12 protein-coding genes are annotated in these 15,284 nt (G+C 73.2%); 10 read left to right on the plus strand and 2 right to left on the minus strand.

Annotated features, from left to right (window positions below):
- Positions 1–20: 20 nt before the first annotated feature.
- On the plus strand, positions 21–3,812 hold the full coding sequence (locus AB0I49_RS31980) for a glycosyltransferase (protein ID WP_363230642.1): 3,792 nt from the start codon (positions 21–23) through the stop codon (positions 3,810–3,812).
- Complete coding sequence (locus AB0I49_RS31985; protein WP_363230643.1) at positions 3,809–5,392, plus strand: DUF5719 family protein; 1,584 nt, start codon at positions 3,809–3,811, stop codon at positions 5,390–5,392. Before AB0I49_RS31980 ends, AB0I49_RS31985 begins: the two co-directional genes overlap by 4 nt.
- Before the next feature lie 227 nt (positions 5,393–5,619).
- On the opposite strand, the gene AB0I49_RS31990 is transcribed toward AB0I49_RS31985, so the two are convergent.
- Positions 5,620–6,108, minus strand: coding sequence for a metallopeptidase family protein (locus AB0I49_RS31990; protein ID WP_363230644.1), 489 nt, complete (start codon positions 6,106–6,108; stop codon positions 5,620–5,622).
- 277 nt (positions 6,109–6,385) lie between these two features.
- Between AB0I49_RS31990 and AB0I49_RS31995 the strand changes: the two genes are divergently transcribed.
- The 8 genes from AB0I49_RS31995 (at position 6,386) to AB0I49_RS32030 (ending at position 14,796) form a co-directional block, all read left to right on the plus strand.
- Positions 6,386–6,829 carry a DUF3499 domain-containing protein gene (locus AB0I49_RS31995; protein WP_363230657.1) on the plus strand — a complete coding sequence of 148 codons (444 nt, stop codon included), beginning with the start codon at positions 6,386–6,388 and terminating at the stop codon, positions 6,827–6,829.
- Positions 6,830–6,985: 156 nt separating this feature from the next.
- Positions 6,986–8,347, plus strand: coding sequence for a phosphomannomutase/phosphoglucomutase (locus tag AB0I49_RS32000; protein ID WP_363230645.1), 1,362 nt, complete (start codon positions 6,986–6,988; stop codon positions 8,345–8,347).
- A 122-nt stretch (positions 8,348–8,469) separates the two neighbouring features.
- Complete coding sequence (locus tag AB0I49_RS32005; RefSeq protein WP_363230646.1) at positions 8,470–8,655, plus strand: Trm112 family protein; 186 nt, start codon at positions 8,470–8,472, stop codon at positions 8,653–8,655.
- 163 nt (positions 8,656–8,818) lie between these two features.
- Positions 8,819–10,036: an SIS domain-containing protein gene (locus AB0I49_RS32010; RefSeq protein ID WP_363230647.1), complete on the plus strand. Its 1,218-nt coding sequence runs from the start codon at positions 8,819–8,821 to the stop codon at positions 10,034–10,036.
- 83 nt (positions 10,037–10,119) lie between these two features.
- Positions 10,120–11,319, plus strand: coding sequence for a mannose-6-phosphate isomerase, class I (manA, locus tag AB0I49_RS32015; RefSeq protein WP_363230648.1), 1,200 nt, complete (start codon positions 10,120–10,122; stop codon positions 11,317–11,319).
- A 114-nt stretch (positions 11,320–11,433) separates the two neighbouring features.
- Positions 11,434–12,378 carry a cation diffusion facilitator family transporter gene (locus AB0I49_RS32020; RefSeq protein WP_363230650.1) on the plus strand — a complete coding sequence of 315 codons (945 nt, stop codon included), beginning with the start codon at positions 11,434–11,436 and terminating at the stop codon, positions 12,376–12,378.
- Between the two features lie 267 nt (positions 12,379–12,645).
- Positions 12,646–14,103: an adenosylhomocysteinase gene (gene ahcY / locus AB0I49_RS32025; RefSeq protein ID WP_363230651.1), complete on the plus strand. Its 1,458-nt coding sequence runs from the start codon at positions 12,646–12,648 to the stop codon at positions 14,101–14,103.
- A 78-nt stretch (positions 14,104–14,181) separates the two neighbouring features.
- Positions 14,182–14,796, plus strand: coding sequence for a hypothetical protein (locus AB0I49_RS32030; RefSeq protein ID WP_363230658.1), 615 nt, complete (start codon positions 14,182–14,184; stop codon positions 14,794–14,796).
- A 220-nt stretch (positions 14,797–15,016) separates the two neighbouring features.
- Here AB0I49_RS32030 and AB0I49_RS32035 read toward each other — a convergent pair.
- On the minus strand, positions 15,017–15,284 hold a 268-nt coding region (locus AB0I49_RS32035; protein ID WP_363230652.1), incomplete at its 5' end, for a hypothetical protein.

A 15,284-nucleotide genomic window follows, 5' to 3' on the forward strand; every position in this document is an offset into this window, starting at 1 on the left:
GCCGGAGGGCCCGTACCTCGATGTCCGTGCACAGTCAGTCGGCAGCCGCCCAAGACCCGGCCGCCACCCCCGAGTTCCCGCGGCACGTCGTCACCGCCGTGCTCGTCTCCCATGACGGCGACCGATGGCTGCCCCAGGCCCTGAGCGGTCTCCTCGGCCAGGAACGGCCCGTGCAGAACGCCGTCGGCGCCGACACCGGCAGCGGCGACGCGTCCGCCCAGCTGCTCACCGAGGCCCTCGGCGCCGACCACGTGCTGCACCTCGCGCGGCGCAGCGGCTTCGGCACCGCCGTCGAGGAGGCGGTCCGCTCCGCGGCCGTCCTCACCCCCGACGACCTGCCCTATCTGAAGCGGCCCAGCGGCTGGGACCCCGTCAGCCGCACCTGGCGCGACGACGCCTACGACATGCCGGACCTGCCGCACGGCGAACCCGTCCAGTGGCTGTGGCTGCTGCACGACGACTGCGCGCCCGAACCCGACGCGCTCGCCGAGCTCCTGCGCGTCGCCGACAGCGACCCGCACGCCGCGATCGTCGGCCCCAAGCTGCGCAGCTGGTACGACCGCCGGCAACTCCTCGAAGTCGGCGTCTCCATCGCCCGCAGCGGCCGCCGCTGGACCGGCCTGGAACGCCGCGAACAGGACCAGGGCCAGCACGACCAGGTACGCACCGTGCTCTCCGTCTCCACCGCCGGCATGCTCATCCGCCGCGACGTCTGGGACGAACTCGGCGGCATCGACGCCCGGCTGCCCCTCATGCGCGACGACGTCGACCTGTGCTGGCGCGCCCAGGCCGCCGGGCACCGGGTGCTCGTCGCCCCCGACGCCGTGCTGCGGCACGCGGAGGCGTCCGCGCGCGAGCGCCGCCCCGTCGACTGCGTGGGCCGCTCCGTCGCCAACCCGCACCGCGTCGACAAGGCCGGCGCCGTCTACACCCTCCTCGCCAACAGCCGCTCCGCCGCCCTCCCGTACGTCATGGCGCGGCTCGTGATCGGCACCCTGCTGCGCACCCTCGCCTATCTCGTCGGCAAGGTCCCCGGCCAGGCGCTCGACGAACTCGCGGGCCTCTTCGGCACGCTGCTGCGCCCCGGCCGGATCCTCGCCGCCCGCAAGCGGCGCGGCAAACCCGCGGTGGAGGCGAGCGAGCTGCGGCCGCTCTTCCCGCCGCCCGGCGCGACCGTACGGGCCACCTTCGAACAGGTCGCGGGCAACCTCAGCGGCCGCTCCGAACCCGAGCTGTCCTCCGCCGGCCGGCACGGCGGCGTCGAGTCCGGGCCCGGCGGCGACGACGCGGACTTCCTGGAGATCGAACAGTTCGCCCGGCTCAAGCGCATCGCCCGGCGGCCCGCGCCGGTGCTCTTCGCCGCCCTGCTGCTCGTCTCCCTGGTCGCCTGCCGCGCGCTGATCGGCGGCGGCTCGCTGTCCGGCGGCGCGCTGCTGCCCGCGCCCGACGTCTCCGCCCTCTGGTCGAGCTATCTGGACGGCTGGCATCCGGTCGGCACCGGCAACACCGGCACCGCACCGCCCTACCTGGCGATCCTCGCGACCCTCTCGACGCTCTTCCTCGGCTCCACCGGCTTCACGCTCACCCTGCTGCTGGTCTGCTCCGTGCCGCTGGCCGGCCTCACCGCCTACTTCGCCTCCCGGCCGCTCGTCGGCTCCCGGCAGCTGCGGGCCTGGGCCTCCGTCGCGTACGCCTTCCTGCCCGCCGCCACCGGCGCGCTCGCGGGCGGCCGGCTCGGCACCGCCGTGCTCGCCATCCTGCTGCCGCTGATGGCGCGCGCCGCCGTCGCCGCCAGCGGGGTGCGCACGCCCAAGGCCCGCCCGAGCTGGCGCGCGGTCTGGACGTACGCGCTGCTGCTGACCTTCACCGCCGCCTTCACCCCCGTCGTCTGGCCGATCGCCCTCGTCCTGGGCGTCGTCACCCTGCTCGTACGCGTCGTGGTCGGCCGGGGCGAGGCGCTGCTCGCCCACGGCCTGCGATTCCTCGCCGTCGTCGGCACGCCGCTGATCGCCCTCGCGCCCTGGTCCCTGTCGCTCCTCACCCACCCCGGCCGCTTCCTCACCGAGGCCGGACTCGACTACACACACGGCGCCGCCTCCGCCCTCCAGCTGCTCTCCATCGACCCCGGCGGCCCCAAGACCTTCGGCGGGCTGCTGCTGCTCGGCATCGTGCTGGCGGCGCTCGCCGCGCTGCTCCGCGGCGACCGGCAGCCCGCCGTCCGCTGCGCGTGGGCCGCGGCCCTGGTCGGCCTGCTCTTCGCCGCGCTCGCCAACGGCTCCGGCTGGGCCGGCCCCGCCTCCCTCGTCTACGGCATCGCCCTGATCGGCGCGGCCGTCGTCGGCGCGGAGGGCGCCCGTACGCGCGTCACGGGGCTCAGCTTCGGCTGGCGGCAGCCCGTCGCCGCCCTCATCGCGGTCGCCGCGGCCGCCGCCCCCGTGGTCGCCGCCGCCAGCTGGATGATCAGCGGCGCGGACGGCCCGGTCGAGCGGCGGGACCCGGTGCAGGTCCCCGCGTTCGTCGCGGAGGAGGCCGGTACGCGGGACCAGGCGCGCACCCTCGTGCTCGGCGGCGAGCCCGCACACGTCGCCTACACGCTCGTACGGGGCTCCGGCGCCCGGCTGGGCGACGCCGAGCTGGCCACGGCCGGCGGCGCCGACAAGCAGCTCGACGGCGTCGTCGCCAACCTCGTCGCGGGCTCCGGCGCGGACCAGACCAGCCGGCTCGGCGAGTACGCCGTCGGCTATGTCCTCCTCCGCGACAGCGCCAAGCCGCTCGGCCGGGTGCTGGACGCGACGCCGGGCCTGACCCGGCTCAGCCAGGAGGACCGCAGCTCGCTGTGGCGCGTGGACCAGCAGGTCGCGCGCGTCGCCGTGGTCGACGCGGCGAAGGACGGCGCCGGGCAGGGCGCGGCGACGCCGCCGGTGCCGGTCGCGGCCGGGCCCGTGGAGGCGCACAGCACGATCCCGGACGGCCCCGCGGGGCGCGTGCTGCGCGTCGCCGACCGGGCCGCGCCCGGCTGGCAGGCGACCCTCGACGGCAAGCCGCTCAAGGCCACCACCGTGGGCGGCTGGGCGCAGGGCTTCGAGCTCCCGGCGGGCGGCGGCCGGCTGGACCTCACGTACGACACCCCGCTGGCGCACACCGCGTGGGTGTGGGCGCAGGGGCTGCTGGCCGTCGTGCTGCTGGTGCTCGCGCTGCCGGGCCGCCGCCGCGAGGTCGACGACGACCTCCCGGAGGCCGAGGCCGCGGCCGTACCGGCGCAGGCCGCGTCGGGGGAGGGCCGCCGGGCGCGCAGGCTGCGGGCGGCGGCCGAGGCCGAGCAGACCGGTGCGCAGCCGGCCGCCGACGGGGAGTCCGCGGCGGATCCGTACGGGCGCGAGGACGGGGACCCCGGAGACGACGGGCCGCCGGAAGGGGCGGGCCAGTTCGCGGACCCGTACGCGGTGCCGCAGCAGGGGCAGTACGGGGAGTGGGACAGCCGGAGCTACGCGGACTACGGGCAGCAGGGCGGCGACCCGTACCAGGAGGGGCAGCAGCACCAGGGCGACCCCTACCAGGAGGGGCACTACCAGGGCGGCGGCCACTATCAGGGCGGCTACCAGGACGGTCAGTACCAGGACGGCGGCCAGTACCCGGCGGGGCAGTATCCGGACGGCCAGTATCCGGACGGCCAGTATCCGGACGGCCAGTATCCGGCGGAGCCCTATGACGGCAGCCAGTACGACCCGTACGCCTACGGCGGGCAGCAGCCCTACGACACGGCGTACGGCAACGGAACCCAGCCGCACCGCGACGGGAGCGAGCACCAGTGAACCGCACCACCCTGACCTTCTTCGGCGCCGTCGCCGCGCTCGCCGCCGTCACCGGCGTCGCCGCGGTCACCGTGCCCTCCGGAACGGCCCAGACCACCGCGAAGACGGCCGAGCGGCTGCCCGTACAGCGCTCGACCCTGGTGTGCCCGCCGCCTCCGTCCTCGGAGGTCGGGGAGACGACCTACACCGCGTTCACCCCGCAGGGGAAGGGCGGCGCGAACGGGTCCCAGAAGTCCACGGGCAAGCCCACGGCCGACATGCTGCCCGTCGCGGGGCCCTCGTCGGGCGGCTCCGGAGGGAAGAAGGACGACAAGGGGAAGGACAAGGGGAAGAAGGACTCGAAGGATTCCAAAGACCCCAAAGACTCCAAAGACCCCAAAGATGGAGCCAAGCCCGTCGTCTCGGTGAAGGAGCCCGGCAAACCGGTGACCGCCACCACCGACAGCTCCGACGCCCCCGCCCTCTTCGGCTCCGCCGACGGCGCGCTCGCCCCCGGCTGGAGCGTGCAGCAGACCACCACGATCAGCGCGGGCAGCGGGCGCGGCGTACAGGGCCTGAGCTGCGCGGCCCCCGACACGTCCTTCTGGTTCCCCGGCGCGAGCACCGGCAAGTCCCGCCAGGACTACGCCCACCTGACCAACCCGGACAGCACCCCGGCCGTCGTGGACCTGGAGCTGTACGGCAAGGACGGCCGTATCAAGGCCCCCACCGGCGAGGGCATCAACATCCCGCCCCGGTCCACCGTGCCGGTGCTCCTGTCGACCCTGACGAGCGCCCCCGCGGAGGACGTCGTGCTCCATGTCGCGGCCCGCTCGGGGCGCGTGGGGGCCGCGGTCCAGGCGTCGGACGAGAAGACCGGCGGCGACTGGCTGCCGGCCTCCGCCGAGGAGTCGTCCGGCGCGGTGTTCCCCGGCGTGCCGGCGGACGCGACCTCGGTGCGGCTCGTCGCCTTCGCGCCCGGCGGCAGCGACGCCGACCTCAAGGTCAAGCTCGCCGGGAAGAGCAGTTCGTTCACCCCGGCCGGGCATGAGTCGCTGCACGTCAAGAGCGGCATGATGGCCACCGCCGACCTCGGCGACGTCACCCACGGCGAGACGGGCTCGCTGCTGCTGACCTCGGAGGGCGGCAGCGGCAAGGTGGTCGCGGCGCTGCGGGTGACGCGCGGCAAGGGCGACAAGCAGGAGACGGCGTTCATCCCGGCGACGAGGCCCATCGAGGAGCGCGGCACGGTCGCCGACAACCGCGCCAAGGGCTCGACGCTCTCCCTGGTCGCGACCTCGAAGGACGCGGAGGTGAAGGTCACTTCCTCCGCGGGCAGCGAGGGCGGCGCCCCGGTCAGCAAGAACTACACGGTCAAGGCCGGCACGACGCTCGCCGTCGATCCGCCGAAGCCGGGCGGCGGCAAGGGCGCGTTCGCCGTGACGGTCGAGAAGACCTCCGGCGGACCGGTGTACGCCTCGCGGATGCTGGCGCTGCCGGAGGGCGGCGTTCCGATGTTTACGATCCAGACGCTGCCCGACGACCGGGGGACGGTCGAGGTCCCGGAGGCGGAGCAGCGGCTGTCGCTGCTGAACGACTGAAACGGCTGCGGCAGATCGGAAGAAACGAGACCGGGCCCCCGGGGGTTGGCGGTCGGGGGCCGGTGACGGGCCCCGACCACCGCTGCCCGGTGCTGTCCGGTTTCGATCGGTCTGTTTCCGGCTGACGTGACCCGTACAGGCCATTCCGCTTTCGGCCGTAAGTCCGGTTACTTACGGTCGATTTCGGAATAATGCGCCGGTTTGTCCGTTCGTGTCGGTGATTCCGCTCAGTCCTGCCCGTATCGCGGATCCACCGACTCCGGGGCCAGCCCCATCAGTTCGGCGACCTGCTCCACGACGACCTCGTGCACGAGCAGCGCGCGCTCGTCGCGGCCCTTGGTGCGTATTTCGATCGGGCGGCGGTAGACCACGATCCGGTCCGGGGCGTCGCCGTGCGCCGCGACATAGCGCCCGAGCGGGACGGAATCGCCGTTCGGCGAGTCGAGCGCGTCCAACGCCCCGAGTGCCAGGGCGTCGTCGTCCGGGCCCGGTTCGGCGCCGGGTACATCGCGCACGGCGAAGTCGACCTTGGAAAGCTGGGGCCAGCGCCGCTCCAGCCGTTCCACCGAGTCGTGCACGAGGTCGACGAAGGCATCGCCGCGGCTGACCGACAGCGGCACTTGGGGCGGTGCGATCGGCCCGCGCATGCCGCGTCCGTGGCGGTCGCGGCGGCGCGGCCGCGGTTCGCAGTTGCGGGGTGGATCGGAGCTGTCCATCACGTATGAGAGTAGCCCTCACCGGGCCGCGGCCCGGCGGTCGACGCCCAGCGCGCGGCATGTCGCCGGATGAGCATTTCAGTCACGCCTGCGATCAATTACAGCCACCTACCGGACCGGTGAACTCGTACCGGATGACACGAATTGCGCCGGGCTGTGACAGGAATCATTACTTTCGGAACCTCAACCCCATCGGCCTCTCGCAGGTCAGAGAGGCGGTTCCGGCCATGCCCACAGCGGACGTAACGGGACGACACGGAGGGGTGAGCCCACGTGGATTCTTCGCGGCCCGCTCAAGAGTGCGGTACCGTCCAACGTCGTGAGCCCTGTACGTCGCTGTTCGCGCACCGCGTGCGGTCGCCCCGCCGTCGCGACGCTGACGTACGTCTATGCGGATTCGACCGCTGTTCTCGGACCGCTCGCCACCTACGCCGAGCCCCACTGCTACGACCTGTGCGCCGAGCACTCCGAGCGGCTGACCGCGCCGCGCGGCTGGGACGTCGTGCGCCTCGCCGTCGACACCGGCCCGGCCCGGCACAGCAGCGACGACCTCGAAGCGCTCGCCAACGCGGTGCGCGAGGCCGCGCGTCCGCAGGACCGCCCGTCCCGCGGACCGGGCGGCCAGGGCACGGGGCCCGTCGGCCCCAACGGCCGGGAGGCCGACCCGATGGAGGTCGCCCGCCGCGGCCACCTCAGGGTCCTGCGCTCGCCCGACTCCTGACGGACCCGCCCCCCGCCCCTCATCGCCGCGCACCCCGTACGCCCCTTGCCGCACCCCGCCGGACGCCACCGTGACCGGCCGTACGGCGATGGGCCGGATCGAGGACGCCGCCAGGTAGGTTTGTCTCCCCGAACCGGACTCCAGGAGGGGTTGGCTGTGGCTGATCTGTCGCAGATCGTGAAGGCGTACGACGTGCGCGGCGTGGTGCCCGACCAGTGGGACGAGTCGCTCGCCGAGTTCTTCGGCGCCGCCTTCGCCCAGGTGACCGGCGCGAGCGCGATCGTCGTCGGCCACGACATGCGGCCGTCGTCCCCCGGGCTCTCCCGCGCGTTCGGACGCGGGGCGGCGGCGCGCGGCGTGGACGTCACCGAGATCGGCCTCTGCTCCACGGACGAGCTGTACTTCGCCAGCGGACAACTCTCGCTCCCCGGCGCCATGTTCACCGCCTCGCACAACCCCGCCCAGTACAACGGCATCAAGATGTGCCGGGCCGGCGCCACCCCCGTCGGCCAGGACACCGGCCTCGCCGAGATCCGCACCCTCGTGGAGGGCTGGCTGGACGGCGGCCCGGGCCCCGAGGCGGCCGGCACGCCCGGCGAGATCACCCAGCGTGACGTCCTCGGCGACTACGCCGCCCATCTGCGCGGCCTCGTCGACCTCGGCTCCATCCGCCCCCTGAAGGTCGTCGTCGACGCGGGCAACGGCATGGGCGGGCACACCGTGCCGACCGTCTTCGAGGGGCTGCCCCTGGAGCTCGTCCCGATGTACTTCGAGCTCGACGGCACGTTCCCGAACCACGAGGCCAACCCGCTCGACCCGAAGAACATCATCGACCTCCAGGCACGGGTCCGCGCCGAGGGCGCCGACATCGGCCTCGCCTTCGACGGCGACGCCGACCGCTGCTTCGTCGTGGACGAGAACGGCGACCCGGTGGCCCCGTCGGCGATCACCGCCCTCGTCGCGGCCCGCGAGCTCGCCAAGCACCCGGGCGGCACCGTCATCCACAACCTGATCACCTCCTGGTCCGTGCCCGAGGTCGTCAAGGAGCACGGCGGCGAGCCCGTACGCACTCGCGTGGGGCACTCCTTCATCAAGGGGGAGATGGCCCGCACCGGCGCGATCTTCGGCGGCGAGCACTCCGCGCACTACTACTTCCGCGACTTCTGGAACGCCGACACGGGCATGCTCGCCGCGATGCACGTCCTGGCGGCGCTCGGCGAGCAGAGCGGACCGCTGTCCGCGCTCGTCGCCCAGTACGACCGGTACGCCGCCTCCGGCGAGATCAACAGCACCGTCACCGACCAGGCCGACCGGATGGCCGCGGTCAAGGCCGCGTACGAGGGGCGCGAGGGCACGGCCCTCGACGAGCTCGACGGGCTGACCGCGACCGCCGCCGACTGGTGGTTCAACCTGCGGCCCTCCAACACCGAGCCGCTGCTGCGCCTCAACGTGGAGGCGCGCGACAAGGCGACCGTCGAGCGCGTACGGGACGAGGTCCTCGGCATCGTGCGCGCGTAGGCACCACGCGCGTACGACGCGGGGGCGCGCCGGGCGGAGCCGCCCCGCCCCGCCAAGGCGGCCTTCCACCACCCGGCGGTAGGCTGGCCGCGACGCGTCTGCCCGCCCCGAAGGGAACCCCCATGCAGCTCGAAGCCGGTCTCCTGGAGATCCTCGCCTGCCCGGCGTGCCACGCGCCCCTCCGCGAGGAGACCACCGAGGACGGCGCCCCCGAGCTGGTGTGCGGCAGCGAGAACTGCGCCCTCGCCTACCCCGTACGCGACGGCATCCCCGTCCTCCTCGTCGACGAGGCCCGCCGACCGGCCTGACCCGGCGGGCCCGCGGACCGGCGGGGCGCGGGACTGCCCCCGCCGGGACCGGGCAGCCGGTGACCAACGGATACAGACAGCACACGGCAGTACGCGACGGCGGCACCGCCACGACGGCATCACAGGCAGGCGCACCGCCGCGGCGATCGGAGGCCGAAGCCCCATGCTCGACGAGTCCTTCCTCGATGATCCGGCCGCGCTGGCCCGCGCCGACGCCCACGGCCTGCTCCGCTCCACCGCCGAGTCCGGCGCCCGCGTCCGCACCGCCGCCCGCGACGCCGCCGAGGCGGGCATCGCGGACCTCAAGCCCGACGGCCGCCCCCGCGCCGTCCTCGTCGCGGGCCCCGGCCCCGTCGCCGCCTGCACCGCCGACCTCTTCGCCGGCCTCGGCGGCGGCAGCTGCCCCGTCACCCTCATCCGGCCCACCGGCGTCGCGTCCGCCGCGGGCGCCCTGATCTGGACGCTGCCCGGCTGGACCGGCCCGCTCGACCTGCTCCTCGTCGCCAGCCCGGAGGGGACCGAACCCGGCCTCCCCCTCCTCCTGGAGCAGGCGTACCGCCGCGGCTGCTCGGTCGTCTCCGTCGCCCCCGCCGGCTCCCCGGTCACCGAGGCCACCGCACAGGCCCGCGGCCTCGCCGTCCCGCTCGCCAAGGCGCTGTACGAGCACACGAGCCCGTACGAGCCCACGCCCCCATACGGCCAAGGGGACCCCGAAAGCCCCGGCAGCCCCGTGGGGCGCGTCGGCGCGGACCGCGACGACGAGGCGCCCGCCGCCCCCGGCGCCCTCTGGTCCCTGCTGACCCCGCTGATCGCGCTCGCCGACCGCATCGGCCTGATCACCGCGCCCCCGCCCGCCCTCCAGTCCCTCGCCGACCGGCTGGACCAGGTCGCCGAGCGCTGCGGGCCCGCCATCGCCACGTACAGCAACCCGGCCAAGACCCTCGCCGCCGAGCTCGCCGACACCCTCCCGCTGATCTGGACCGAAGGCCCCGTCGCGGGCGCCGCCGGCCGCCACCTCGCGACCGCGCTCACCGCCCTGGCGGGCCGCCCCGCGCTCGCCGCCGAGCTGCCCGAGGCGCTGACCGGCCACGCCGCCCTGCTGACGGGCGCGTTCGCCGCCGGGGCCGACGCCGACGACTTCTTCCGCGACCGCGTCGAGGACCCGCAGGCGCTGCACGCCCGCGTCGTCCTGCTCCGCGAACGGGAGCCCGCCGGCACCTCCCCGACCCCCGCGGCCCGCGACCTCGCGCTCCACCACGACACCCCCGTCAGCGAGCTCGAACCCACCGAGGGCACCCCGCTGGAAGCCGCCGCCGAGCTGCTCGCCATCGCGGACTTCGCCGCCGTATACCTGGCGCTCGCCTCCGTACCGCGACCATGACCGGGCCGCGGCGCCCAGCCGCCCGCACGCGCCCGCGCACCCCGGATACCCAGCACACCCCGCACAGTCAGGAACCGCTCCGCATGGACCGCCTCGCCAACACCGTGCGCCCCTACGCCTGGGGCTCCACCACCGCCATCCCGGAACTGCTCGGCACCGCCCCCACCGGCGAGCCGCAGGCCGAGGTGTGGATGGGCGCACACCCCGGCGCGCCCTCCCGCATCGACCGGGGCAGCGGCCCCGCGCCGCTCGACGACGTGATCGCCGCCGACCCCGAGGGCGAGCTCGGCCGGGCGTCCACCGAGCGCTTCGGCCCCCGCCTGCCGTTCCTCCTCAAGCTCCTCGCGGCCGGCTCCCCGCTCTCCCTCCAGGTCCACCCCGACCTCACCCAGGCCAAGGAGGGCTTCGCGGACGAGGAGGCGCGCGGCGTCCCCATAGACGCCCCGCACCGCAACTACAAGGACGCCAACCACAAGCCCGAACTCATCTGCGCGCTCACCCCCTTCGACGGGCTCTGCGGCTTCCGCGCCCCGGCCGAGGCCGCCGACCTGCTCGCCGGCCTCGCCGTCGACTCGCTCAAGCCGTACGTCGACATCCTGCGCGCCGCACCGGAGTCCGGGGCGCTGCGCGAGGTGCTCACCGCCGTCCTGACCGCCGACCGCGCCGCCATGGCCGAGACCGTGACGCAGGCCGCCACCGCCGCCGAACGGCTCGGCGCGCAGGACGGCCCGCACCGCGACTCGTACGCCGCCTACGCGTCCATCGCCCGGCACTACCCCGGCGACCCCGGCGTCATCGCCGCCATGCTCCTCAACTACGTGCGGCTCCAGCCCGGCGAGGCCCTCTACCTCGGCGCGGGCGTCCCGCACGCCTACCTCGACGGCCTCGGCGTCGAGCTCATGGCCAACTCCGACAACGTGCTGCGCTGCGGCCTCACCCCCAAGCACGTCGACGTCCCCGAACTGCTGCGCATCGTCCGCTTCGAGGCCACCGCCCCCGGCGTCCTGCGCCCGGAGGCCGACGCCGGCGGCGAGGAGGTCTACGAGACCCCCGCCGACGAATTCCGCCTCTCCCGCTACGACCTGGGCCGGGGCGCCGAACCCAGCCGCCCCGCCGCCCGCACGCCCCAGATCCTGCTCTGCACCGCCGGCACGGCCGTACTGCGCGACACGGCGGGGGCCGAGCTGGCCCTCGCCCGCGGCGAGTCGGCGTACGTCCCGGCCGGCGAACAGGTCGAGCTGACCGGCGACGGCACCGTCTTCCGGGCCACCGTGGCGGCCTGACGCGCCGACCGCCCCCGGTGCTGCAACAATGACCCGCCGTAAAAGAACGGCAAAACCGTCCCCGGCACCGGGCGGCGGCCATGTCAGCAGGGGTGGAAGGGACACGTCGCACACATGAGTGCATCGGGCGGAAACAAGGCGATCGTCGCCGCGCTGGGAGCGAACCTGTCGATCGCCGTCGCGAAGTTCGTCGCGTTCGCGTTCAGCGGGTCTTCTTCGATGCTCGCCGAAGGCGTGCACTCGGTCGCCGACTCCGGCAACCAGGCACTGCTGCTCCTCGGCGGGAAGAAGGCCCAGAAGAAGGCGAACGAGGAGCACCCCTTCGGCTACGGCCGCGAGCGGTACATCTACGGCTTCCTCGTCTCCATCGTCCTGTTCACCATCGGCGGCGTCTTCGCGCTCTACGAGGGCTACGAGAAGATCAAGGAACCGCACGCCGTCGAGCACTGGTACTGGCCGGTCGGCGTGCTGGTCTTCGCGATCATCGCCGAGGGCTTCTCCTTCCGCACCGCCGTCAAGGAGTCGAACGAGCTGCGGGGCAAGCAGGGCTGGGTCGAGTTCATCCGCCGCGCCAAGGCCCCCGAACTGCCCGTCGTGCTCCTGGAGGACTTCGGCGCGCTCATCGGCCTCGTCCTCGCGCTCGCCGGCGTCGGCCTGGCCCTCGCCACCGGAAACGGCGTCTGGGACGGCGTCGGCACCCTGTGCATCGGCGTCCTGCTCGTCGCCATCGCCCTGATCCTGGCCGCCGAGACCAAGTCGCTGCTGCTCGGCGAGGCCGCCGGCCCCGACGCCGTCGCCAAGATCCGCGCCGCCGTCGTCGACGGCGACACCGTCACCCGCGTCATCCACATGCGCACCCTCCACCTCGGCCCGGAGGAACTGCTCGTCGCCGCGAAGATCGCCGTCCAGCACGACGACAGCGCCGCCGAGGTCGCGGACGCGATCAACGCCGCCGAGGCCCGGATCCGCGAAGCCGTCCCGATCGCCCGGGTCATCTACCTCGAACCGGACATCTACCGCGCCCCGGCCCAGACCGCGGACGCGCGCCCCGAAAACTGACCGCCCGCTCCGCCGCTGGTCGGCCGCCGCGCTCCAGTCCCCGTTGACCACGGGGGCTGGGGTTCGCTGGGCCGATCGGTGTAGCTTTGACCGAGAGCCAGACGTCGCTGCTGATGGCGGTCGGGCGGCCCGCATGGCGGACCGGCCGAGGGAGAGAGGGCCTCCGACGGACTGAGCTGCGCGGCAAGGGGAGAAGTGTGTCCCCGCCTGCCCTGCAGCCCTGCCGCACCGAGACCTCGCACGCCCTTCCCAGGAGGAGCAGCCCGTATGACCACGAGCTCCAGCAGCCAGGACTTCAAGGTCGCCGACCTGTCGCTGGCCGCCTACGGCCGCAAGGAGATCACCCTCGCCGAGCACGAGATGCCCGGCCTGATGGCGATCCGCAAGGAGTACGCGGAGGCCAAGCCGCTGACCGGCGCCCGCGTCACCGGCTCCCTGCACATGACCGTGCAGACCGCCGTCCTCATCGAGACCCTGGTAGCCCTCGGCGCCGACGTGCGCTGGGCCTCCTGCAACATCTTCTCCACCCAGGACCACGCCGCGGCGGCCATCGCGGTCGGCCCGAACGGCACCCCCGAGAACCCGCAGGGCATCCCCGTCTTCGCCTGGAAGGGCGAGTCGCTCGAAGAGTACTGGTGGTGCACCGAGCAGGCGCTGACCTGGCCGAACGCCGCCACCGGCGGCCCGACCGCGATCCTGGACGACGGCGGCGACGCCACCCTCCTCGTCCACAAGGGCGTCGAGTTCGAGAAGGCCGGCGAGGTCCCCGACCCGTCGACCGCCGACAACGACGAGTACGCCCAGATCCTCACCCTGCTGAACCGCACCATCGGCGAGAACCCGCAGAAGTGGACCCAGCTGGCGTCCGAGATCCGCGGCGTCACCGAGGAGACCACCACCGGCGTCCACCGCCTCTACGAGATGCAGCAGGCGGGCTCGCTGCTCTTCCCGGCGATCAACGTGAACGACGCCGTCACCAAGTCGAAGTTCGACAACAAGTACGGCTGCCGCCACTCCCTGATCGACGGCATCAACCGCGCCACCGACGTCCTCATCGGCGGCAAGACCGCCGTCGTCTGCGGCTACGGCGACGTCGGCAAGGGCTGCTCCGAGTCGCTGCGCGGCCAGGGCGCCCGCGTGATCATCACGGAGATCGACCCGATCTGCGCGCTCCAGGCGGCCATGGACGGCTACCAGGTCGCCAGGCTCGAGGACGTCGTCGGCATCGCCGACATCTTCGTGACGACGACCGGCAACAAGGACATCATCATGGCCTCCGACATGGCCAAGATGAAGCACCAGGCGATCGTCGCCAACATCGGCCACTTCGACAACGAGATCGACATGGCCGGCCTCGCGAAGACCCCCGGCATCGTCAAGGACGAGGTCAAGCCGCAGGTCCACACCTGGACGTACCCCGACGGCAAGGTCCTCATCGTGCTCTCCGAGGGCCGCCTGGTGAACCTGGGCAACGCGACCGGCCACCCGTCGTTCGTGATGTCCAACTCGTTCGCCGACCAGACCCTGGCGCAGATCGAGATCCACACCAAGCCGGAGTCCTACCCGACCGACGTGTACGTGCTCCCCAAGCACCTCGACGAGAAGGTCGCCCGCCTCCACCTGGACGCCCTCGGCGTGAAGCTGACGACGCTCCGCCCGGAGCAGGCCGCCTACATCAACGTCCCGGTCGAGGGCCCGTACAAGTCCGACCACTACCGCTACTGACCGCACCGCACCAGCAGCCGGTACCAGGCCCCCGCCCCCAGGGCGGGGGCCTGTCCCATGCCCGTCAAGGACCCCACCATGCCCCGCGGCCGCTACGCGCTCCACGACCCGCACGATCACACCCCCCTCGGCGAAGAACACTTCCACTGCGCCCCCGGCCCCTCCGGCTGGCGCTACGTCGCGCAGACCACCACCCCCTCCGGCGACCACGCCGGCTCCATCGACCTCACCCTCGACGGACTCGGCCGCCCCCTGCGCCTGGAGCTGCACGCCGCGAGCTGGCAGGTCCGCGGCGCCGCCCTGGAGGGCGTCACCTGGGTCCGCACCGACCCGGCCGGCGAGCACGCCACCGAAGGCAACGTCCCCGCCCACGCCTTCACCGGCGCCTCCCCGGCCTTCTACGTCGCGCTCTCCCGCCTGCTGCGCCTGACCCCCGGCGACCCCGCCACCCGTGTACGCCTCGTCGCCTTCACCGCCCCCGTCCTCGCACCCCGCACCCTCGACCAGTCCTGGGCCCTGGTGAACAGATCAGCACACGCCACTGACAACGGCCCGCTGACTGTGGACGAGTACCAGGTCGGAGACCTCGACACGGGCGAACAGCACGCGGTGCACCTAGCCGGCGACGTCGTCCTGGCCGCCCCCGGCGTCGAACTCGAAGACCTGGAGACCCCGCCCTCGTCCTTCGCCTGACGGCCCACCCGACAGCCGATGTGCACCGCCCCACGTCGGCCTGCTAGTCTTCTCTCCACCCCAGAAAATCCGTTGACACGGGTCCATGGGGGAGGTAGATTCGAACGGTTGCCACGAACTGGACAGGTTCGCGCGCAGCAGCTAGTCTCTGACTCGCTCCGGTCGCGAATTCAATTCCGACGGAGCACCTTCGAATCCTTATCGGAAAAGACGAAGCCGATCAGTTCGGCCGAAACGAATCTGATAAAGTCGAAACAGCCGAAAGGCAAACCCCCTCCGACGGGGACCGGAAAAGAATTCCGACCGGAAACGGAACGGAAAACGGATCTGGTAGAGTCGGAAACGCGAAGAAGCTGAAAGGCCGAAACGCACCGGCGGAAATCAGGGCCGCGAGGATCTGATAGAGTCGGAAACGCAAGAACGAAGGGAAGCGCCCGGAGAGACCGGTGAAACGGTCACGAAGGAAGCGTCCGTTCCTTGAGAACTCA

It is taken from the genome of Streptomyces sp. NPDC050617 (genome assembly GCF_040654795.1).
Taxonomy (GTDB): domain Bacteria; phylum Actinomycetota; class Actinomycetes; order Streptomycetales; family Streptomycetaceae; genus Streptomyces.

Bases quoted from the DNA above. Each gene is read 5' to 3' on its own strand.
- AB0I49_RS31980 (WP_363230642.1), top strand. From the start codon at position 21: ATGTCCGTGCACAGTCAGTCGGCAGCCGCCCAAGACCCGGCCGCCACC.
- AB0I49_RS31990 (WP_363230644.1), bottom strand. From the start codon at position 6,108: ATGGACAGCTCCGATCCACCCCGCAACTGCGAACCGCGGCCGCGCCGC.
- AB0I49_RS32005 (WP_363230646.1), top strand. From the start codon at position 8,470: ATGCAGCTCGAAGCCGGTCTCCTGGAGATCCTCGCCTGCCCGGCGTGC.
- AB0I49_RS32010 (WP_363230647.1), top strand. From the start codon at position 8,819: ATGCTCGACGAGTCCTTCCTCGATGATCCGGCCGCGCTGGCCCGCGCC.
- manA (WP_363230648.1), top strand. From the start codon at position 10,120: ATGGACCGCCTCGCCAACACCGTGCGCCCCTACGCCTGGGGCTCCACC.
- AB0I49_RS32020 (WP_363230650.1), top strand. From the start codon at position 11,434: ATGAGTGCATCGGGCGGAAACAAGGCGATCGTCGCCGCGCTGGGAGCG.
- ahcY (WP_363230651.1), top strand. From the start codon at position 12,646: ATGACCACGAGCTCCAGCAGCCAGGACTTCAAGGTCGCCGACCTGTCG.
- AB0I49_RS32030 (WP_363230658.1), top strand. From the start codon at position 14,182: ATGCCCCGCGGCCGCTACGCGCTCCACGACCCGCACGATCACACCCCC.